Source organism: Hydrogenophaga sp., assembly GCF_030373245.1.
Taxonomy (GTDB): Bacteria; Pseudomonadota; Gammaproteobacteria; order Burkholderiales; family Burkholderiaceae_C; genus Hydrogenophaga.
Window position 1 is genome coordinate 73209 of record NZ_JAUCZF010000007.1, and the last position, 19550, is coordinate 92758.

Annotated in this window: 22 protein-coding genes; 12 read left to right on the plus strand and 10 right to left on the minus strand. The window is 65.8% G+C overall.

The genetic code is table 11. The features are described 5' to 3' along the window. Positions 1-4: 4 nt before the first annotated feature. The 5 genes from QUV25_RS15815 to QUV25_RS15835 all read left to right on the plus strand — a co-directional run bounded on the left by QUV25_RS15815 (position 5) and on the right by QUV25_RS15835 (position 3078). Positions 5-550 (plus strand): alpha/beta hydrolase, encoded by a 546-nt coding sequence (locus QUV25_RS15815; protein WP_300865367.1) that lies wholly within the window; start codon positions 5-7, stop codon positions 548-550. A gap of 196 nt (positions 551-746) precedes the next feature. After that, positions 747-1052, plus strand: a complete 306-nt coding sequence (locus QUV25_RS15820) for a ribbon-helix-helix protein, CopG family (protein WP_300865368.1) — start codon at positions 747-749, stop codon at positions 1050-1052. Between the two features lie 6 nt (positions 1053-1058). Then, positions 1059-1361 (plus strand): type II toxin-antitoxin system RelE/ParE family toxin, encoded by a 303-nt coding sequence (locus QUV25_RS15825; protein ID WP_300865369.1) that lies wholly within the window; start codon positions 1059-1061, stop codon positions 1359-1361. A gap of 4 nt (positions 1362-1365) precedes the next feature. Continuing rightward, positions 1366-2307: a ParB/RepB/Spo0J family partition protein gene (locus tag QUV25_RS15830; protein ID WP_300865371.1), complete on the plus strand. Its 942-nt coding sequence runs from the start codon at positions 1366-1368 to the stop codon at positions 2305-2307. An 18-nt stretch (positions 2308-2325) separates the two neighbouring features. Further along, a complete protein-coding gene (locus QUV25_RS15835) occupies positions 2326-3078 on the plus strand; it encodes a class I SAM-dependent methyltransferase (RefSeq protein ID WP_300865520.1) in 753 nt (250 codons plus the stop codon). 68 nt (positions 3079-3146) lie between these two features. Here the strand turns inward: QUV25_RS15835 and QUV25_RS15840 are convergent, their stop codons facing one another. From QUV25_RS15840 to QUV25_RS15855, 4 genes are all read right to left on the minus strand, one after another. Continuing rightward, entirely contained in the window at positions 3147-3977 is an 831-nt protein-coding gene (locus QUV25_RS15840) for a hypothetical protein (RefSeq protein ID WP_300865372.1), read from the minus strand. Positions 3978-4018: 41 nt separating this feature from the next. After that, entirely contained in the window at positions 4019-4597 is a 579-nt protein-coding gene (locus QUV25_RS15845; protein WP_300865374.1) for a sel1 repeat family protein, read from the minus strand. A 157-nt stretch (positions 4598-4754) separates the two neighbouring features. Further along, the gene (locus QUV25_RS15850) at positions 4755-6179 is read right to left on the minus strand and encodes an FAD-linked oxidase C-terminal domain-containing protein (protein WP_300865376.1); all 1425 of its coding nucleotides are present in this window, start codon (positions 6177-6179) and stop codon (positions 4755-4757) included. Between the two features lie 101 nt (positions 6180-6280). Then, entirely contained in the window at positions 6281-6574 is a 294-nt protein-coding gene (locus tag QUV25_RS15855; protein WP_300865378.1) for an EF-hand domain-containing protein, read from the minus strand. Positions 6575-6784: 210 nt separating this feature from the next. Between QUV25_RS15855 and QUV25_RS15860 the strand changes: the two genes are divergently transcribed. Then, positions 6785-7357, plus strand: coding sequence for a cob(I)yrinic acid a,c-diamide adenosyltransferase (locus tag QUV25_RS15860; protein WP_300865521.1), 573 nt, complete (start codon positions 6785-6787; stop codon positions 7355-7357). After that, entirely contained in the window at positions 7354-7707 is a 354-nt protein-coding gene (locus QUV25_RS15865) for a hypothetical protein (protein WP_300865379.1), read from the plus strand. Before QUV25_RS15860 ends, QUV25_RS15865 begins: the two co-directional genes overlap by 4 nt. Before the next feature lie 16 nt (positions 7708-7723). Here the strand turns inward: QUV25_RS15865 and QUV25_RS15870 are convergent, their stop codons facing one another. The 3 genes from QUV25_RS15870 to QUV25_RS15880 all read right to left on the minus strand — a co-directional run bounded on the left by QUV25_RS15870 (position 7724) and on the right by QUV25_RS15880 (position 12002). Further along, on the minus strand, positions 7724-8146 hold the full coding sequence (locus QUV25_RS15870; RefSeq protein WP_300865380.1) for a hotdog fold thioesterase: 423 nt from the start codon (positions 8144-8146) through the stop codon (positions 7724-7726). A 9-nt stretch (positions 8147-8155) separates the two neighbouring features. Then, complete coding sequence (locus tag QUV25_RS15875) at positions 8156-10561, minus strand: bifunctional salicylyl-CoA 5-hydroxylase/oxidoreductase (protein WP_300865381.1); 2406 nt, start codon at positions 10559-10561, stop codon at positions 8156-8158. A gap of 154 nt (positions 10562-10715) precedes the next feature. After that, positions 10716-12002 carry a solute carrier family 23 protein gene (locus QUV25_RS15880; RefSeq protein WP_300865382.1) on the minus strand — a complete coding sequence of 429 codons (1287 nt, stop codon included), beginning with the start codon at positions 12000-12002 and terminating at the stop codon, positions 10716-10718. Positions 12003-12174: 172 nt separating this feature from the next. Here QUV25_RS15880 and QUV25_RS15885 point away from each other — a divergent pair, with 172 nt between their 5' ends. From QUV25_RS15885 to QUV25_RS15905, 5 genes are all read left to right on the plus strand, one after another. Further along, positions 12175-14298, plus strand: coding sequence for an acetoacetate--CoA ligase (locus QUV25_RS15885; protein ID WP_300865383.1), 2124 nt, complete (start codon positions 12175-12177; stop codon positions 14296-14298). Between the two features lie 28 nt (positions 14299-14326). After that, on the plus strand, positions 14327-15109 hold the full coding sequence (locus QUV25_RS15890; RefSeq protein WP_300865385.1) for an SDR family oxidoreductase: 783 nt from the start codon (positions 14327-14329) through the stop codon (positions 15107-15109). An 18-nt stretch (positions 15110-15127) separates the two neighbouring features. Then, the gene (locus QUV25_RS15895) at positions 15128-15436 is read left to right on the plus strand and encodes a DUF1272 domain-containing protein (RefSeq protein ID WP_300865386.1); all 309 of its coding nucleotides are present in this window, start codon (positions 15128-15130) and stop codon (positions 15434-15436) included. A 33-nt stretch (positions 15437-15469) separates the two neighbouring features. Continuing rightward, positions 15470-16192 (plus strand): ribonuclease activity regulator RraA, encoded by a 723-nt coding sequence (locus QUV25_RS15900; RefSeq protein WP_300865387.1) that lies wholly within the window; start codon positions 15470-15472, stop codon positions 16190-16192. Positions 16193-16353: 161 nt separating this feature from the next. Next, entirely contained in the window at positions 16354-17346 is a 993-nt protein-coding gene (locus QUV25_RS15905) for a tripartite tricarboxylate transporter substrate binding protein (RefSeq protein ID WP_300865389.1), read from the plus strand. Positions 17347-17373: 27 nt separating this feature from the next. Here QUV25_RS15905 and QUV25_RS15910 read toward each other — a convergent pair whose 3' ends face one another. From QUV25_RS15910 to QUV25_RS15920, 3 genes are all read right to left on the minus strand, one after another. Beyond that, the gene (locus QUV25_RS15910; RefSeq protein ID WP_300865390.1) at positions 17374-18276 is read right to left on the minus strand and encodes a DMT family transporter; all 903 of its coding nucleotides are present in this window, start codon (positions 18274-18276) and stop codon (positions 17374-17376) included. 111 nt (positions 18277-18387) lie between these two features. Next, complete coding sequence (locus QUV25_RS15915; RefSeq protein WP_300865392.1) at positions 18388-18816, minus strand: MarR family winged helix-turn-helix transcriptional regulator; 429 nt, start codon at positions 18814-18816, stop codon at positions 18388-18390. Between the two features lie 183 nt (positions 18817-18999). Beyond that, positions 19000-19521, minus strand: coding sequence for a flavin reductase family protein (locus tag QUV25_RS15920; protein WP_300865394.1), 522 nt, complete (start codon positions 19519-19521; stop codon positions 19000-19002). Between the last annotated feature and the right edge of the window lie 29 nt (positions 19522-19550).

Consider the following 19550-nt stretch of genomic DNA (forward strand, 5'->3'; position numbering starts at 1 on the left):
TCCCGTGAAACCTCAGAACGTCCTGATCCTTCCCGGCTGGCAAAACAGCGGCCCCGACCACTGGCAAAGTCACTGGGAGGCGCAACACGGCTACTGCCGCGTCGATCAGCACGACTGGATGACGCCTAAGCGCGGCGACTGGATGGCGCGCCTGGAAGAAGTGGTGCTGGGCTGCGAGGGCCCCGTGGTTTTGGTGGCGCACAGTCTGGGCTGCATCCTCACCGCCGCCTGGGCGGCACACTCCCGGAACAGGCCTCGCGTGCAAGCCGCGTTGCTGGTGGCGCCACCCGACACCGAGCGCGATGACGTGCGCAGCGTTTTGCCGAGTTGGGCACCGATCCCCCTGGACTGCCTGCCGTTTCCCAGCATGCTCGTCGCCAGCCGCGACGACCCGTTTGCTGCATTCGCCCGCGCCCAGACCGTGGCGGCGGCCTGGGGTTCGCGATTGGTCGATCTGGGCGAGTGCGGCCACATCAACGCCGAGTCGGGGTTGGGCGATTGGCCCCAGGGCCTGGCCTGGCTGAATGAACTGATCACCACGAAAGCATGAGCATGGCAACCAAAAATCCCAAGTGCCTCGGCCGCGGATTCGAAGCCCTGTTGGGCCCCAAAGTGGCAGAAGCCGCCTCGCTCGATGCGCAGGAAAGCGGCCGCGCCGTCGGTGCGCCCGGCAGCCTGCATTTGACGAAGCGGAAGTGCATAATTCGTTGCTAGGTAGTCAAACCTGACTACCAAGGAGTGACACCATGCCCCCCACCATCGCCACCAGCCTCAAACTGCCCGCCGAACTCAAGGCCGCCATCGATGAAGACGCTCGTAAGCAGGGCCTGAGCAGCCATGCCTACATGGTGCAGACGCTGGCAGACGCATCCGAGAGGGTGCGCCTGCGTGAGCAGTTCACGCAGGATACGCTGGCTGCGGAGCGCCAGATGCTGGCCACGGGCTTGGGTCACCGCCTGGAGGATGTACAGGCGTATTTCGCCCAAATGGCGGAATTTCGCGCAGGCCAGGCTGAGCGCCCCGTGCGCCTGGTGCCGAAAAAGCTGCTCTGAACGCCGATGATCGATGTTGTCTTCAGCCCCGAAGCCCTTGCCGACTTGGAACGTCTGGAAGAATTTCTCTGGACCACGCAAGACCCGCTAACGGCGGAGCTGCTGGCCTTCTTGCTGGACGGGCTCAGGGTGTTGACCCACCAGCCGGGCGTGGGCCGCCCGGTGTCACCTGGCCACCGCGAGCTCATCATCAGCCGGGGCCGGGGTGGCTACCTGGCCCGATATACCTTTGACCCGGCTCAGATGCGCGTGATCGTGCTGGGCATCCGCCACCAGCGCGAGGCTGGCTACAACGACAACGAGATCTGAAACCATGGTCACTAAAAAACCCAAGGGCCTCGGCCGCGGACTCGAAGCCCTGTTGGGCCCCAAAGTGGCGGAGGCTGCGTCGCCCGACGCCCAGGAGGTCGGTCGGTCGACGCAGTCACCTGCCAGTTTGCCGCTGACCGAGCTGGTGGCCGGCCAGTACCAGCCGCGCACCCACATGGACGAGGGGGCACTGTACGAACTGGCCGAGTCGATCAAGGCACAGGGGGTCATGCAGCCGATCCTGGTGCGCAAGCTGGCCGACGGTCCGAACGCGGGCAAATTTGAGATCATCGCGGGCGAGCGACGCTTCCGGGCTTCCAAACTGGCCGGGCTGGACAGCGTGCCGGTGCTGGTGCGCGACGTGCCCGACGAGGCCGCCGCGGCCATGGCGCTGATCGAGAACATGCAGCGCGAAGACCTGAACCCGCTGGAAGAAGCCCAGGGTTTGCAGAGACTGGTGAAGGAGTTTGGGCTCACTCACGAGCAAGCTGCACAGGCCGTGGGGCGATCGCGCAGCGCGGCCAGCAACCTGCTGCGCCTGCTGCAGCTGGCTGAGCCGGTGCAGACCATGCTGATGGCCGGCGACCTGGACATGGGCCACGCCCGCGCTTTGCTCACGCTGGACAAAGCCACCCAGATCACAGCGGGCAACCAGATCGCAGGCAAGAAAATGTCGGTCCGGGAAGCGGAAAGCCTGGTGAAAAAGCTGAGCGCCGAGTTTGCACTGGCGCCGCAAAAGCTGAAAAAAGAGAAATCGCGCGATGTGCGCCGGGTAGAAGAAGAACTGGCCGACCTGCTGACCGCCGACGTCGAAGTGCGGGTGAAAAAGCGCGTCAAGCGCCACGGCCGGTTTGAGGAGCTCGGCGAGATCGCGATCCAGTTCGGCTCGCTCGATGAACTCAATGGCCTGATCGACCGACTGCGCGGTCACGGCAACGGGCGCTGAGTCACCCTTGTTCACGTGATGCTGCGAATGGCCTGGCCCTTGCCAGCCCTGCTGGTCTGGGCGGCGGCATGGGTGGTCTACACGCTCGCCATGCAAGCGGGCTTGGGGCCAGTGGCGGCCCTGCTGCTGGCCTGCGCGCTGGGTGTGGCCGGCAGCCTGCTGGCGCCCAATTGGTGGCGCCGGCTGATCGTGGCCGGCGGCTTCCCTTTGTCGCTGGCGGCCAGTGGCGCGCTCACCCTGGCGCCAGCCTACTGGTTGCTGCCGCTGGCCCTGTTGCTGTTGATCTACCCGCTCAATGCCTGGCGCGATGCGCCGCTGTTCCCCACGCCTCGCGATGGTTTGCGGGGCCTGGGCGAGCGAGCGCCGCTGCCGCCTGGAGCGCGTGTGCTGGAGGCCGGGTGCGGTGTGGGCGATGGTCTGATCGCGTTGCGCCGGGTGTACCCTGAGGCGGACTTGCATGGGCTGGAATGGAGCTGGCCGCTGCGCTGGCTGTGTGCGCTGCGCTGCCCCTGGGCGCGGGTGCGACGCGGTGACATCTGGCGCGCCGACTGGTCTGGCTACCAGATGGTCTACCTTTTTCAGCGACCGGAAAGCATGGGTAAGGCGGTGGACAAAGCCCGTGCTGAACTGGCACCCGGTGCCTGGCTGGTGAGCCTGGAGTTTCCTGCGCTCGAACTGGAGCCTGATGCCGTGCTGGCGAGCGACCGGGCGCGCACGGTCTGGGCTTACTGTGTGCCGCTGCGCGATCGCGAGACGCCGCCGACGGATTGAAGTGGCGTCGCCCGAGCGGCCAAGAAAAAGGCGCCCGCAGGCGCCTTTTCAGACCGAACGGACGGTTCTCACTGACCCACTTTCAGCGTGCCGCCGCGGCCCAGGCCACCCTTGACTTCCTGTGCCTTGTAGTTGCGCAACGAGATCACCATGCTGTTGTAGGCGTCGACAAACGCTGCCACAGTGGCCTTGCCTTCAGGCGTGCGTGAGAAGCCGCCCAGGCCCGCCGCTGCGCCGCCACCGAAGGCACCCAGCGCAGCGCCGAAGTTGGTCGATGTCGAGTTGCCTTCGGAAATGGCGATTTGCACGCCCGAACGGATGTCGAACATGGTCAGCGTGACCACCGAAGCCTTGGTCTGGAGCCCGCCAGCCAAGGCGCCGAAGCCACCACCGATCAGACCGGCCAGGCTGCCAGCCAGCTGGCCAGTGGCCGAATTGTTGATGATGATGGCGGGTTCCATGAAGTAGTCCGCCGCCACGCGCTGGCCCTTCTGCTGGTTGGAGCCGGCGCGGAACTCGCCCGAGTTGCGCTGCTTGTCGGTGATGTTGGACAGCCTGCTTTCGGTGCGGTTGTTGCCGATGGAGGTGATCACGAAGCAGTTGGACTGTTGTACCGCCAGCCGCAGCAGGGGCTCGATGCTGGTGACCTGGGTGGCTTGCCCGAAGCTGGCGTACCACTCCTTGCCGCGGCCATCGTCCACCGCCAGCGTGCCCATCGGCGCACTGCAGCGCTCCAGGTTGGGATTGGCGCCAGCACTGGTGCCTCCCGCGGCCCCGCCCGTGGCAGCGGTGGGGCTGGTGCCGGTGGACACCATGCCACCTGGGGTGACGCAGCCGGCAAGCAAGAGGCTGGCCGCGAGGGCGCTCCAGCGCAGGGTGGCAGAGGTTTTGTTGTTCATGGTCGCGCTTTCTGGTGAATTGAAAAGTGGAAAACGAAAAATCAGCGGTAGTACCAGCCGGTGGGGCCCCAGACCCAGTAGTACGGATAGCCGGCGTACCAGTAGCCGTACCAGGTCTTGCGGTGCGCTTCGCGCCATCGGTAGGCGGCTTGTTCGTCGTTCTTGGCGGCGGTGGCCTCGGGCAGCAGCTTGGCGGCTTCCTTGTCACCACGGCCAGCGGCCATCGTCAGCCAACGTTCGGCCTCGGCTGGGTCGGCGCCCATTTCCTGCAGGCCGCTGAGGTAGAAGCGGCCGAGCGCGTTTTGCGCCCGCAGGTCGCCGCGTTCGCCGGCGCTGCGCATCCATTGCAGAGCCTGGAATGTGTTTTGGGGCACGCCGTCGCCACGGAAATAGCGCAGACCCAGGTCGTGCGCCGCACGGGGGTCTTTTTCTGCCACGGCGGTCAGTGCCGCGATGCGTTTGTCGCCCTCGGGATCGCTGCTGGCGGCGGGGTCGAAAGTGGACGAGCTGCGCGGTCGATCCGAGCAGCCTGAAGCGTCACAAATCCGGATGGTCTTTTCGGCGGTCTGGGCCTGGGCAGCGCCCGTGGCCAGCAACAGACAGATGATCAGGTGTTTCATGGGCAAATGTGTGACAGCACAAAGAAACGCGAAGTGTACTGTCTGCCCGTGCGCCTGAGATCGGACAAAACTCACGCGCGCTCGCCCCCCGATGAGTCTTCCCTCCCATGGGGGAAGCGGCTACGCCGGGGTGGTCAGCGCCTGGCTGACTGCCCGATCAAAGCCGGAAAATCTTGCCGGGGTTGAGGATGTTGTGCGGGTCCATCGCGAGTTTGATGGTGCGCATCATGTCGACCGCGCCGGCGCCCGCTTCGGTCAGCAGAAAGTCCATCTTGTGCAGGCCCACACCGTGTTCGCCGGTGCAGGTGCCTTCGAGCGCCAGCGCACGCGTGACCAGCTGGTGGTTCAGGGCCTCGGCGATGCCGCGCTCCTGCGCGTTGTCGGGGTCGATCAGGTAGCCAAAGTGGAAGTTGCCATCGCCCACATGGCCGACCAGAAAGTAAGGCAATCCAGAAGCGTCGGCCTCGGCCACCGAGTCGAGCAGGCAGTCGGCGAGTTTGCTGATCGGCACGCAGGTGTCGGTGGAAATCGCGCGGCAGCCGGGCTTGCTCTGGATCGCGGCGAAGTAGGCGTTGTGCCGCGCGGTCCACAGGCGGGTGCGCTCCTCCGGCGTGGTCGCCCATTCAAACGACTGGCCGCCGAACTCGGCCGCGATCTCCTGCACGGTTTCGGCCTGCTCCTTCACGCTGGCGGGGGAGCCGTGAAACTCCATCAGCAGCATGTGTTCTTCGCGCAGGCCGAGCTTGCTGTGCGTGTTGACCATGCGCACGGTGCCCGCGTCGATCAGCTCGCAGCGCGCAATCGGCACGCCGAGCTGGATGGTCTGGATCACGCAGCGCACGGCCGCTTCGATGGTGGGGAACGAGCAGGTGGCGGCTGAAATCGCTTCGGGCAGTGGATAAAGCTTGAGCGTGACTTCGGTGATCACGCCCAGCGTGCCTTCGCTGCCCACCATCAGGCGGGTGAGGTCGTAGCCGGCGCTGCTCTTCTTGGCGCGGGTGCCGGTGCGGATGATCTCTCCGCTGGAAGTGACCACTTCCAACGCCAGCACGTTCTCGCGCATGGTGCCGTAGCGAACCGCGTTGGTGCCGCTCGCGCGGGTGGCCGCCATACCGCCGATGGATGCATCGGCGCCTGGGTCAATAGGAAAAAACAGGCCCTCGCTCTTCACCGCAGCGTTCACCGCCATTCGGGTCACGCCCGGCTGCACGGTGACGGTCAGATCCTCGGCCTGCACCGCCAGCACCTGGTTCATGCGACTCACGTCGATGCTGATACCGCCTTGCACCGCGAGCAGGTGGCCTTCGAGCGAGGAGCCCACGCCAAAAGGGATCACGGGCACCCGGTGTGCGGCAGCAAGCTTCACGGCATCGGCCACGTCTTGCGTGCTCTCGGCAAACACCACGGCGGACGGTGGCGGCACGGTGAATGCCGACTCGTCGCGACCGTGCTGGTCGCGCACCGCCTGGGCGGTGGAGCACTGGGCACCGAATCGCGATTGCAGTCCAGCGATCAGCTCGGCGGGCACGGCGCGCTGCTGGATGTCGGGGGCAAATTGGGTGAGCGAGGTGGGGGCATTCACGGGCGGTCTCCAGGCGAATTCTCAGTTAGCAGATCAGTGTACCGCCGACCCTGAAAAAACGGCGTGGCGCGGGCCCTCGCCAACCCGTGCCACGCCAGGGCTTACTTGGCCTTCATGGCCGCCATGAACTCGGCCTCCGAGATGGCCCCGTCGCTGTTGGCATCAATGGCCTTGAACTGCTCGGCCACGGCCGGCATCGCCTTGGCCTCGTCCATGCTCAGCGCCTTGTCGCCGTTCGTGTCGGCCTGTTTGAACATGGCGGCCCTATCCTGTTCACTCCCGGCGGCCGCCGCGGTGCTTTGCGCGAAAGCCGCGCCTGCGAAGCCCAGGGTGCAGGCTGTGAACAGCACCACGCTGCGTTTTTCAAAATCGGCGATGTGTTTGCGGTAGGACATGTGTGTGACTCCAATCGGTTGAAAAATCCCCACCCGGAATCGGGAAGGTCTGCGCATTTCATAGCAACGATTCCAGCAGTGCCAATGGTTTTGCCGCTTGTTGCTCGAATGACAGCTTGCTTGCGCAGGTCACAAAAGCGAGCGGCTTGTTACGCAGCGTGAATCGCGCACAATGAACGTTTGTTTCGAAAATTCATCAGCGAGCCACCCATGGGCAACCGACTCACACAGATCGCCACCCGCACCGGCGACGCCGGCACCACCGGCCTGGGGGACAACTCCCGTGTCTCCAAGAACAGTCTGCGCGTACACGCCATGGGCGACGTGGACGAGCTCAATTCGAACATCGGCGTTCTGCTGTGCGAAGAGCTGCCCGATGGCGTGCGCGAGCTGCTGGTGGAGATCCAGCACCAGCTCTTCAACCTCGGCGGCGAACTGTCTATCCCCGGCTTCGAGCTGCTCAAGCCCGAAGCGGTCGCCGCGCTGGATGACGCGCTGGACGAACACAACGCCACCCTGCCCAAGCTGCAGGAGTTCATCCTGCCGGCCGGCACCCGCGCGGCCAGCCTGGCCCACGTGTGCCGCACGGTGGCGCGTCGCGCCGAGCGCGCGGTGGTTGCGCTGGGCAATGAGGAAGCGATCAAGGACGCTCCGCGCCAGTACCTCAACCGGCTGAGCGACCTGATGTTCGTGCTGGCGCGTGTGCTCAATCGCATGCATGGCGGCGACGATGTGTACTGGAAGAGCGAACGCATGGCGGCGCAGGCGACGGAGGGCCCTTGAAACGCGCCACGCGCGGGCTTCTGGCTTCGCTGGCCGCCTGGTCGCTGTGGGCCGTCGCGGCCGCGCCGGCCACAGTGCCCGCACCGGTGGACACCGTCACCCTGGTCTGCGAAGCGGTCTACCTGCCGGCACGCGCCACCTGGACGCGCACCGTCGTAGTCAACTACGACCAGCGGCGCGTCCGCCAGGTGACCATCGACGGCCAGGCGGTCTACACCTTTGCGATCCGCGACACCGTCATCCTCACCTCGCAGGACAACGAGCGCATCCAGATCGACACCGCCGCCCAGACGTGGGCGAGCGACTTCCGTGGCTTGGCCACGGCGCAGGGGCGTTGCGAGCGCAGCTGAGGCGCACCGCTGCATTTCAGCATGGCGCCAGCACCGCCATGGTGATGCGCGAGACGCAGGTCAGCGCCCCCGCATCGTTCTTCAGATCGATCTGCCAGACCTGGGTGCTGCGCCCGATGTGCACTGGCCGTGTGACGCCGGTGACCCAGCCGTCGGTTGCGCCCTTGAGGTGGTTGGCGTTGATGTCCAGACCCACTGCGCGGTGGCCAGTGGGCACGCAGTAGGCAGCGCCGCAGGAACCCAGCGTTTCGGCCAGCACCACGCTCACGCCGCCGTGCAACAGGCCGTAAGGCTGTTTCGTGCGGGCATCCACTGGCACGCGCGCGGAGATGAAGTTTTCACCGACTTCCAGAAACTCGATGCCCAGGTGCTGCACCGCCGTGCCTTCGTGGATGCGCGCGAGGATGTCGCAGGAAATCGGCTGTGTCCAGATGGACATGGGGTGCTTTCAGTCGGCGTGGTGGTGAAGTGGGCGGGCCGGCAGCACGGTGCCGCCATCGGCCGTTTCCTGCTGGCTCTTCTCGCGTGCGAACAGGCTCTCCATCTGCGGCTTGCCAGCCTGGTAGGGCGCCGGCCAGGCGAGATCGGTGAAGCCGATTTTGGCCGCTTCGCTCAGCGTCCAGGCCGGATTGGCGAGGTGGGGGCGGGCCACCGCGCACAGGTCGGCGCGACCACTCGCGATGATGCTGTTCACATGGTCGGCCTCGCTGATGGCGCCTACCGCGATGGTGGCAATCCCCGCTTCCTGGCGGATGCGGTCGGCGAAGGGCGTCTGGTACATGCGGCCGTAGCTGGGTTTCTGGGCCGCACTCACCTGGCCCGAACTGCAGTCGATCAGATCGGCCCCGGAGGCCTTGAACGCACGCGCGATTTCGACCGCATCAGCCGGCGTGATACCGCCCTCCACCCAGTCGTGGGCGGAGATCCGCACCGATATGGGCAGGTCAGCAGGCCAGGCTGCGCGCACCGCAGCGAACACCTCCAGGGGATAGCGCAAGCGATTGGCCAGCGAGACGCCGTAGGCGTCGCTGCGCCGGTTGGTCAGGGGCGAGATGAAGCTGGAGAGCAGGTAGCCGTGGGCACAGTGCAGCTCCAGCCAGTCGAAGCCAGCCGCATCGGCGCGCTGCGTGGCGGCCACGAAATCGGCGGTCACGCGCGCCATGTCGTCCGTGGTCATCTCGCGCGGCATCTGGCCGTCGGCCAGGTAGGGCAGGGCGGAGGCGGCGATCAGCGGCCAGTTGCCCGCGGGCAACGGTCGGTCGGCGCCGCTGTGGTCCCAGGGTGCGTTGGTCGAGCCCTTGGGGCCGGCGTGGCCGAGCTGCATGCCGATCCTGGCGTCGCTGTTGGTGTGTACGAAGTCGACGATGCGCTGCCAGGCTGCCCCTTGCGCGTCGTTCCACAGGCCTGGGCAGCCGGGCGTGATGCGCGCATCGGCGCTGGGGCAGGTCATCTCGGCCATCACGAGCGCGGCACCGCCCAACGCGCGCGCGCCCAGGTGCACCAGGTGGTGGTCGGTGGGCAGGCCATCGACTGCTCGGTACTGCGCCATGGGTGAGACGACGACGCGGTTTTTCAAGCGGATGGACCGCACCGAATAGGGTGTGAACATGGGTGGCACCGGGCTTGATTCCCGGTGCTGCGCCGGCGATGCGGGGGCGATGCTGGCAGCGGCCTGTGCGCGCTCAGCAAACCAGCGCTCAAAGCCCTCAAGCCAACCCCGGTCGCGCAGGCGCAGGTTTTCGTGGCTGATGCGCTGGCTGCGGGTGAGCATGGAGTACATGAACTGTTCGGGTTCGAGCTGGTCGCAATAGCGCTGGCCGCAGACCTCGAACCACTCCATCGCGTTCCAGGCCGCGTTCTGCAGCCGCAGCACATCGATGGCGCGTACCGCCTGGTAGCGCGACAAGACTTCGGGGATGTGTTCGGGCGTGTCGCCGGCGATCTGAAACTGCTTGGCCAGCTCCATCGCATCTTCGATGGCGAGTTTGGTGCCCGACCCAATGGCGAAATGGGCGGTGTGCACCGCGTCGCCCATCAGCACCACGTGGCTGCCGTTGGTGTTTTGCAGCGACCACTGCTGGCAGGTCACACGCTGGAAGTTGAGCCAGGCTGAGCCGCGCAGGTGGCGCGCGTTGGTCATGAGCTTCTCGCCTTGCAGGGTGTCGGCGAACAGCGTTTCGCAGAAAGCGATGGACGCGTCGGCGTCGGCCCGGTCCAGGCCATGGGCCAGCCAAACGTGGTCCGGGCACTCGACGATGAAGGTGGTGGTGTGCTCGTCGAACTTGTAGATGTGCGCTGCGAACCAGCCGTGTTCGGTCTTCTGGAAGTCGAAGGTGAAGGCGTCGAACAGCCGGTGGGTGCCGAGCCAGATGAAGCGATTCGGCCGCACCACGATATCGGGCTGGAACACGGCCTCATGCTGGGTGCGGATGCGCGAGTTGATGCCGTCGCTGGCGACGATGAGGTCGGCGTCTGGGAAGTCGGTGTCGGAAGCCACGTCGGTTTCAAACACCAGCTTCACGCCCACGCGTTCGCAGCGCGCCTGCAGGATGTTGAGCAGCTTCTTGCGCCCGATGCCCACAAAGCCATGGCCACCCGAGCGGATGCGCCGACCCTTGAAGCGCAGCTCGATGTCGTCCCAGTGGTTGAACGCCTGTTCCACTTCACGCGCTGTGGCCGGGTCCCAGGCGCGCATGTTCTCCAGCGTGGCGTCTGAAAACACCACGCCCCAGCCGAAAGTGTCGTAGGGCCGGTTGCGCTCGACCACGGTCACTTCGTGTGCCGGGTTAATCTGCTTCATCAGCAGGCCAAAGTACAAGCCGGCGGGGCCGCCCCCGATGCAGACGATCTTCATGGGTCACCTCGGAAAGAAGGGCGCGGCAACCCCGCAGAGTCAGCGCACCGGATGGTCTCGATTCATTGTTGAATAGTTGAAGGCTAAAGCAAAAGGCGGAAAACCCTGAGGCGGCGCACCTGGTGTCCGACCCCGAAGTGGGGTCGGTTCCCGTTCAAGCGCGCCGGTTGAGCAGGGCGTACAGACCGATGGCGCCAAAGGTAGCCGTACCGATGCCGCCAAACGCGAAGTCACCAAACTTCAGCGTGTAGTCGCCCGTGCCCAGGATCAGCGTGATCGCGGCCACCAGCAGATTCTTGTTGTCGGAAAAGTCCACCTTGTTGTCGACCCAGATCTTGGCGCCCGCGATCGCGATCAGGCCGAACACCACGATGGACACACCACCCATCACGGGGAGTGGAATGGCCTGGATCAGCGCGCCGAACTTGGGGCTGAAGCCGAGCAGGATGGCCATGCAGCCCGCCACCAGGAAGATGGCGGTGCTGTAGATCTTGGTCGCGGCCATCACGCCGATGTTTTCGGCGTAGGTGGTCACGCCGGTGCCGCCAGCGCTGCCCGCCACCATGGTCGCGATGCCGTCGCCCATGAAGGCGCGGCCCAGGTAGCGGTCGAGGTTCTTGCCGGTCATGGCGGTCACGGCCTTGACGTGGCCCAGGTTCTCTGCCACCAGGATGATGGCCACCGGCGCGATCAGGCTCATGGCCTTGGCTTCAAACACCGGCGCAGCAAAGTTCGGCAGGCCGAACCAGGCCGCACTGGCGATGCCCGAGAGGTCCATGGGTGTGCCCAGACCGAAGCCGTTGGTGAGCAAGGCGTAGATCACGCTGGCCACGATCAGGCCCATGAGGATCAGCAGACGCTGCACCATGCCCGAAGTGAACACGGCCACCAGCGCCACGCTCACGAAGGTGATGCCCTGCATCCAGGCGTCGAAGTTGGTCGGCGCCATGTTCTTGATGGGAATGCCCGCCAGGTTCAGGCCGATCACCGCCACCACCGAGCCGGTCACCACCGGTGGCATCAGGCGCTCGATCCAGCCAGTGCCGATCACTTGTACCAGCGCGCCGATCAGCGTGTAGAGCAAGCCGCAGGCGATGATGCCGCCCAGCGCCACGCCGATGTTGGCGTTCGGTCCTGGCCCCTGGTAGCCGCTGGCCGCGATCACCACGCCGATGAAGGCAAAGCTCGACCCGAGGTAGCTGGGCACTTTGCCGCCCGTCATGACGAAGAAGATCAAAGTGCCGATGCCGCTCATGAGGATGGCGACGTTGGGGTCGAAGCCCATGAGGATGGGGGCCAGCACGGTGGCGCCGAACATGGCGATCAGGTGCTGAACGCCCATGACCGTGGTCTGCCCCCACGGCAGGCGCTCGTCGGGGCCGATGACACCGCCGCCGGTCAGCGTGGCGGTGGGTTTTTCTGTCCAGTGAATCATGCCCATGGGGCTTCCTTTGCGTGACGTGAATTGATGCCTTGCATTCTGCCGCCGCCCGCCCGGTGGCGATCGGATCGCTGCCTCGGGTGTGACAGCAGCCTGTCACCCGCGCCCTGGCGGCGGGCGCGTGCCACTGATACCCTCGCGCTCACCAGCCCTCTCCTCCGGTACCCCGCCCATGAGCTCCGTCACCCCCGCCGCACCTGTTTCGCCACCCGCCTTTGTGCCCCAGATCCGCCTGTACCAGGACTGGCTCGCCGCCGAGCGCGGCCTTTCGTTCGACAACTACGACGCGCTCTGGCGCTGGTCCACCACCGAGCTCGATGCCTTCTGGCAAAGCATCTGGGACTACTTCGATCTGCGCTCACCCACGCCGCACACGGCGGTGCTGGAGCAGAACGTGATGCCGGGTGCCAACTGGTTCCCCGGCGCGCAGGTGAACTACGCGCAGCAAGTGCTGCGCCACGCAAAGCCAGCGCACGCAGCGGGTTTCTCGGCGGTGATCAGCCGCAATGAAAAGGGACGCGCGGTCGAGCTGACCTGGCCGGAGCTGCAGCGTCAGGTGGCGTCGCTCGCGCTGCACCTGCAGGCCCAGGGCGTGCAGCCGGGTGACCGCGTGGCGGCCTACCTGCCCAACATCTCCGAGACCATGGTGGCCTTCCTCGCCACGGTGAGCGTTGGCGGCGTGTGGAGCGTGTGCGCGCCCGACATGGGGACGAACGCGGTGCTCGATCGCTTCCAGCAGATCGCCCCCAAGGTGCTGATTGCCTGCGATGGCGTCACCTACGGCGGGCGCGATTTTGATCGCCTGGCGGTGGTGGCCGAGCTGCGCGCGGCGCTGCCGAGCGTGCAACACGTGATCCTGCATACCAACCTCGCCGAGTCGGCGGCGCAAACCGAGCAGGCGCTGCAAGATGCCGCGCCGTGTGCATCGTTTGCCGCTGTCACCGCCCGCGACGACGCGGCCGTGGCCGCATTCGAGCCCGTCTGGCTGCCGTTTGACCACCCGCTGTGGATTGTCTACAGCAGCGGTACCACCGGCCTGCCCAAGCCCATCGTGCACGGCCACGGCGGCACGCTCATCGTGGCGCTGGCGCTCAAGATCCTGCACAACGACGTGGGCTGCAGCTACGCGCCCAACAGCTGGGGCGAGCGCTACCACTGGTACAGCTCCACCGGCTGGGTGATGTGGAACGCCCAAACCAGCGGCTTGCTCAACGGCACCACCTGCGTCATCTACGACGGCAATCCCGGGGGCACCAAAGACAAACCCGACTGGACCACGCTCTGGCGCTTCGCTGCCGAGCAGGGCGTGACCTTCTTCGGCGCCGGCGCGGCGTTCTTTGCCAACTGCCTCAAGGCGGGGGTGGACCTGTCCAGCTGCGGCGATCTGTCGGCGGTGCGGGCCCTGGGCACCACCGGCTCGCCGCTGTCGCCCGATGCGCAAGGCTGGGGTACCCAGCAGTTTGCGGCCATCGCCAAGACCGAAGCCCAGCAAGACATCTGGTGGTGCAACATCTCGGGCGGCACCGACTTCGCCGGGGCCTTCATCGGTGGCCACCGCGAGTTGCCGCAAATCCCTGGCCGCATGCAGTGCCGGTTGCTGGGCTGTGCGGTCGAGTCCTGGGACGAGCAGGGCCAGCCGGTGATCGACGCGGTGGGGGAGCTGGTCTGCGCGCAGCCCATCCCCTCAATGCCGATGTACTTCGTGGGCGACACCGACAACCGGCGGTTGATCGGCAGCTATTTCGATACCTATCCCCCTGGTCATGGTCGCCAACCCGGTGGCGGCGATCTCCCTGCGGAAGCCGGCGCCGTCTGGCGCCATGGCGACTGGCTGCGCATCCACCCCGATGGTTCGTGCGTGATCTATGGGCGGTCGGATGCCACCATCAACCGCCACGGTCTGCGCATGGGCACCAGCGAGCTCTACAGCGCGGTCGAGACGCTGCCCGAGGTGATGGACTCCATGGTGGTGGACCTGGAATACCTGGGCCGGGAGAGCTACATGCCGCTGTTTGTCGTGCTGCGAGAAGGCGTGGCGCTGGACGCTGCCATGACGGCGAAGATCAACGATGCGATTCGCACGGCGCTCTCGCCGCGCTTCCTGCCCAACGCCATCTTCCAGGTGGCCGAGATTCCGCGCACGCTCTCGGGCAAGAAGCAGGAGCTGCCGATCAAGAAGCTCTTGCTTGGTCAGCCGATGGAGAAGGTGATCAACAAAGAAGCGATGGCGAACCCGGGCTGCCTGGACTGGTATGTGGCGTTTGCGCGAGAGCGCAACCCGATGCGCCCAGCATGAACGGCATTCACAACAGGGAGAAAATCACATGACCGAAAACAAGGTGGCCATCATCACCGGATCGGCAACCGGTGTGGGCGCTGCCACGGCGCTGAGCTTGGCGAGCCGGGGTTATCACGTCGTGATCAACTACTCCAAGAGCGAAGAGGAGGCGAAGGCATCGGAAGCTGCCTGCCAGGCTGTGGGTGCAGAGACATTGCTGGTGCGTGGCGACGTGGCCGACGACGGCGCCTGCCGCCACATGGCCGACGCCGCCCTCGCGCGCTGGGGCCGAATCGATGCGCTGGTCAACAACGCCGGCATCACATCGTTTGCCGGTTCGGCCAACTGGGAGGCACTCGACACCGCCACGTTTCAGAACATCTATGGTGTCAATGTCATTGGTGCTTTTCAGATGGTGCGCGCCTGCGTGCCACACCTCAAGGCCCACAACGGATGCATCGTCAACGTGTCCTCCATCGCCGGTGCCTTGGGCATAGGCTCCTCGGTGGCCTACATTGCGTCCAAAGGCGCGATCAATGCGCTGACGCTGCACCTGGCACGCACGCTCGCGCCAGCGATTCGCGTCAACGCGGTGTGTCCTGGCCTGATCACCACGCGCTGGTTCGTCGACGGCGTGGGGCAGGAAAACGCCGAGAAGATCCGCGCGCAGTACGAAAACACCGTCCCGCTCGGTACGGCTTGCAGTGCCGAAGATGTGGCCGAAGCCATCGTGTGGCTGGTTGATTGCGCCCGGACCGTGACAGGTGAGCTGCTCTTGTTGGATGGCGGCATGCATCTCGGTCGCGCAGCACCAGTGATACGCGCCTAGGAAGATTGGAGGGACCTCATGCTTGAACTGCGGCCCACCTGCGAGCACTGCAACCGATCGCTGGCACCCGACGCGCTGAACGCGCGCATCTGCAGTTATGAGTGCACGTTTTGCGCCACCTGTGTGGATGAATTGCTGGGCAACGTCTGCCCCAATTGCGGGGGTGGTTTTGTGCCCCGACCGGTGCGGCCAGTCCAGAACTGGAAGAACCACAACTGCCTCGCCACCGATCCGGCAAGCACGACGGTGAAACACCGGCCGGTGGACCCGTCCGCCCATGCGGCATTCTCGGCGTCCATCCGGCACATCCCGCCCGAACAGCGCTGATCCTTTCCCTTCACGGCCATTCAGGAGACACCCATGGGCATTGACCCGCTGCCGCTTGACCCCGAGCTCGTTCGCACCCTGAGCGGCGTCACCACCGCCACGCTCACCACCGTGTTGCTCAAAAAGGGTTTGCGCAATCTCTGGATGCGCGGCACCAAACCGATCAAGCCCGGGCAGCCACGGGTGGTGGCGCGGGCCTTCACGTTGCGCTTTGTGCCTGCGCGAGAAGACCTGGCCACACCGGCTTCGTGGGCTTCGCCCATTTCCACCCGCGCGGCCATCGAGGCCATGCCGCCGGGCTGCATCGCCGTGGTCGATGCCATGGGCGTGACCGACGCCGGCATCTTTGGCGACATCCTGTGCGCGCGCATGCAGAAGCGAGGTGTGGCGGGGCTGGTCACCGATGGGGTGATCCGCGATCTCGATGGCGTGCTGGCTTCCGGCCTGCCGGTGTGGTGCCAGGGCACGGCCGCACCCGCCTCGGTGGCCGGTCTCACCTTTGTCGGTTGGCAGGAGCCGATTGGCTGCGGTGGCGTGGCGGTGTTTCCCAACGATGTGGTGGTGGTTGATGCCGATGGCGCAGTGCTGATCCCCGCCGATCTGCTGGAGACGGTGGTGCCCATCGCCGTGGAGCAGGAGCGTTTTGAAGGCTGGGTGGTGCACGAGGTGGCGGCGGGGGTGGCGTTGCCCGGCCTGTACCCGGCGAACGAGGCGACCCTGGCGCGCTACCAGGCCTGGGTGAAAACCCAAGGCTGAAGCCGCGGTGCGGCGCCGACCAGGCACATCACCACAGTCACCCCAGCGACTGAATGGCCCCACGGCACGGGGTCATTCCGCTTCCCCTGTGGGCGCGTGGTCGCTAAGGTGGCGCTTCCGCTCAGGCGGGCTTCCCACCTTTCGATAACCAGGAGACCACCATGCCCATTCGCCCCGACCAACTGAACCGCCGCCAGGTGCTCACCGCCGCCGCCGCTGTGGCTGCGCCCGCACTGCTGCCTTCGGGCGCGTTCGCGCAGGACAAGTTTCCCTCGCGCGCCATCACGCTGATCGCGCCCTGGCCTGCTGGCGGTGCCAGTGACGGCGTGATGCGGGCCATCGCCGAGAGCGCATCGCGCCAGCTCGGCGTGCCGGTGGTGGTGGAGAACAAGCCTGGCGTGGGTGGCACCCTGGGTGCCAGTGCCATGGTGGGAGCCAAGCCCGATGGTTACACGCTGACCCAGCTGCCGCTGGGCATCTACCGTCTGCCGCACATGCAGAAGATGAACTTCGACCCGGTGAAGGACATCACCCACGTGGTCTGCCTGGTGGGCTACACCTTTGCGCTGGCCTGCACCGCCGACGCACCCTTCAAGACCATCCAGGAGATGGTGGCCTACGCCAAGGCCAACCCGGGCAAGCTCGAGTACGGCCACACGGGTACCGGAACCACGCCGCATCTGGCCATTGAAGAGTTCAGCGAGAAAGCTGGCATCCAGCTCAATCCCATCCCGTACAAAGGCTCGGCCGAACTGGTGCCCGCCATCCTCGGTGGACACATCCGCGTGATGAGCGGCACGCTGGATGTGGCGCCCCACGTTCAAAGCGGCAAGCTGCGCCTGCTCGCCACACTCGGCAGCCAACGCAACAAGGCCTTTCCCAACGTGCCTACGGTCAAGGAAAGCGGCTGGGACACGATCAGCGAGTCGCCGTTCGGCATCGGCGCACCGGCCGGCATGGACCCGGGCGTCACCAAAGTGCTGCACGACGCGTTCAAGAAAACGCTGGAAGACCCCAAACTGCTGGAGACGCTGGACAGGTTCTACATGCCCACCATCTACATGAGCACCGCCGAGTACACCGCCTACGCCGAGCGAACCTTCAAGGCCGAAAAGGCCACGGTGGAGAAGCTGGGGCTGGCGAAGAAGAGCTGAGTGGCCCGGTGCGTGCGGTGAGCCGGCTCAGCGCCGGTTCACCAGCACGATACCCACCGCCACGCCCACCAGCGCCAGGGCGAGCTGCAGCGTGAGCGGTTCGCCCAACAGGGCGACGCCAAACACCAACGCAAACACGGGTGTTAGGAACGTGAAGCTCGCCATTTGCGTGGCGGGGTAGTGACGCAGCAGCCACATCCAGGTCAGGTAGCTGGCAAACGCGCCCACGGCGGTCTGCAGGCCGAGCGAGGTCCAGGCTTGCACCGAGTAGTCGAGCGACCATGTTTCACCCAGCGCCAGCGACAGCAGCGGCATGACCAACGCCGTTACGCCCACCTGATAAAACAGGGTTTTTTCCGCGCTTGCATCCGACAGCCGCGTGCTGCGGATGGTCAACGTGGTCAGGCCCCAGAAGATGCCGGCGGCCAGGCCCATCGCGTCACCGCGCCACTGGCCGGCCACCGGCGAACTGTGCAGAAAGCCTTCGCTGAAGGCGATCGCCACCGCCGCGAATGCGATCACCAACCCGATCCACTGCATGCGCCTGAGCGTTTCGCTCGGCACCACGCGCGGCAGCAGCAGCGCGACCACGAAGGGGCTGGTGTAGAGGAAGACGGTGAGGCGCGAAGCACTGGTGTACTGCAGGCCGATGTAGATGAACGCGAATTCGGCGGCAAACAGCAAGCCGGCCAGAAGCCCGCCCTTGAGCGTGTTGTCGCGCGTGAACAGCGAAACACCGCGGGCCTGGCACCACAGCCAAAGCAGCACCGTGGCGCCACCCATGCGCAGCGAAGCCTGCCACAGCGGCGGGATCTCGCCCACGGTCGACTTGATCAGGATCTGCTGAAAGCCCCAGAAGGCGCAGCATAGCACCAGCAGGCCGATGGCCAGCGAGTCCAGATGGGGTTTGCGAATGGCGGAGGTGGTCACGGTTTCTTGGGGTCTGACTGACAGAGGGGCGCGCCTAAGGCGGGGCGCTGTGGCGGGCACGTCAGGGATTCTGCCGCTGGCCCGGGGGGTGGCGCTGTCGCGGCGGTTCGGTCAGCGAAAGCGGGCGAGCTGGCGCAGCTGCCGCTTGAGGCGGCGGACATCGGCTTCGTCCAGATCCGCCAGCACGCGCGCCTCGTGTTCGCGCGACTGTTCGATCAGCGGTGTTATCAGGCGCTGCCCGGTGGCGGTGATTTCCACCAGCGTGCGTCGCTGGTCCGCCGGATCGTCGCGCAGCTCAACCCAGCCCTGTGCCGCCAGCCTCTGCACCAGCTTGGTCACCGTGGGCTGCTGGCTCAGCACCTCTTGCGCCAGCTGACCCACCGGCATCGGCGCCTGCCCGCTCAGGGTGGCCAGCACCCGCCACTCCAGGGAGCCCAGGCCTGCTTCGCGCACCACCGCCTCGAAGTCCTTGAACAGCGCATGGTTGGCCTGGCCGAGCAGGTAGCCGAGGTAGTTGTCCACGAACCGTTGGTTTTCCATGGCATTTACGCCTTCGCGCTGCATAGGCCCGCAGTGGTGGACGGGCCAGCCGCCGGACCGCCCCCAGGCAGACCCAACCCCGAGGCACTGTGGCCACCGGATGCCTTTCCTGTGCTGGGGCAGCGACCCACGCATGGCCTTTTTGATCCGCAACACATCTAAAGAGAATGGTGTGAACAGGCCCTAGAGAAGGCGTTCGGTGAAGAACTTGCCGCCGTGGTAAATCAGCGGCGAAGCCTCGGCGCGGTGGCTGCAGCGCTCTACCTCGCCGACGAAGATCACATGGTCCCCTTCACCGTACTGGCTGCGGTTGAAGCACTCGAAGGTGGCGGCCGCTCCAGCCAGCAACGGCGCACCGCTCACGCCGTCGCTGAAGGCCACGCCTGCCCAGCGGTCGGTGTGGCGCGAGGCGAACTTGAGCGCCAGGTCCTGCTGGTCCGCCGCGAGCACATTGATTGCGTAGTGCAGTCCGTTGGAAAAAGCCGCCATCGAGCCCGCGCCGCGGGACAGGCTCCACAGCACCAAGGGTGGCTCCAGCGAGACGGAGTTGAAGGAGTTGGCGGTCAGCCCCACCAGCTCACCGCTGGCTGCACGCGCGGTGACGATGGTCACCCCGGTGGCGAACATGCCGAGCGAGGCACGGAATTCCAGCGCGGAAAAGTCGGGTGGGCGGGCCTGAAGGCCGGCAGAGCGGGCTGGGGACATGCGTGCAATTTATATGAAAATTCATGAAT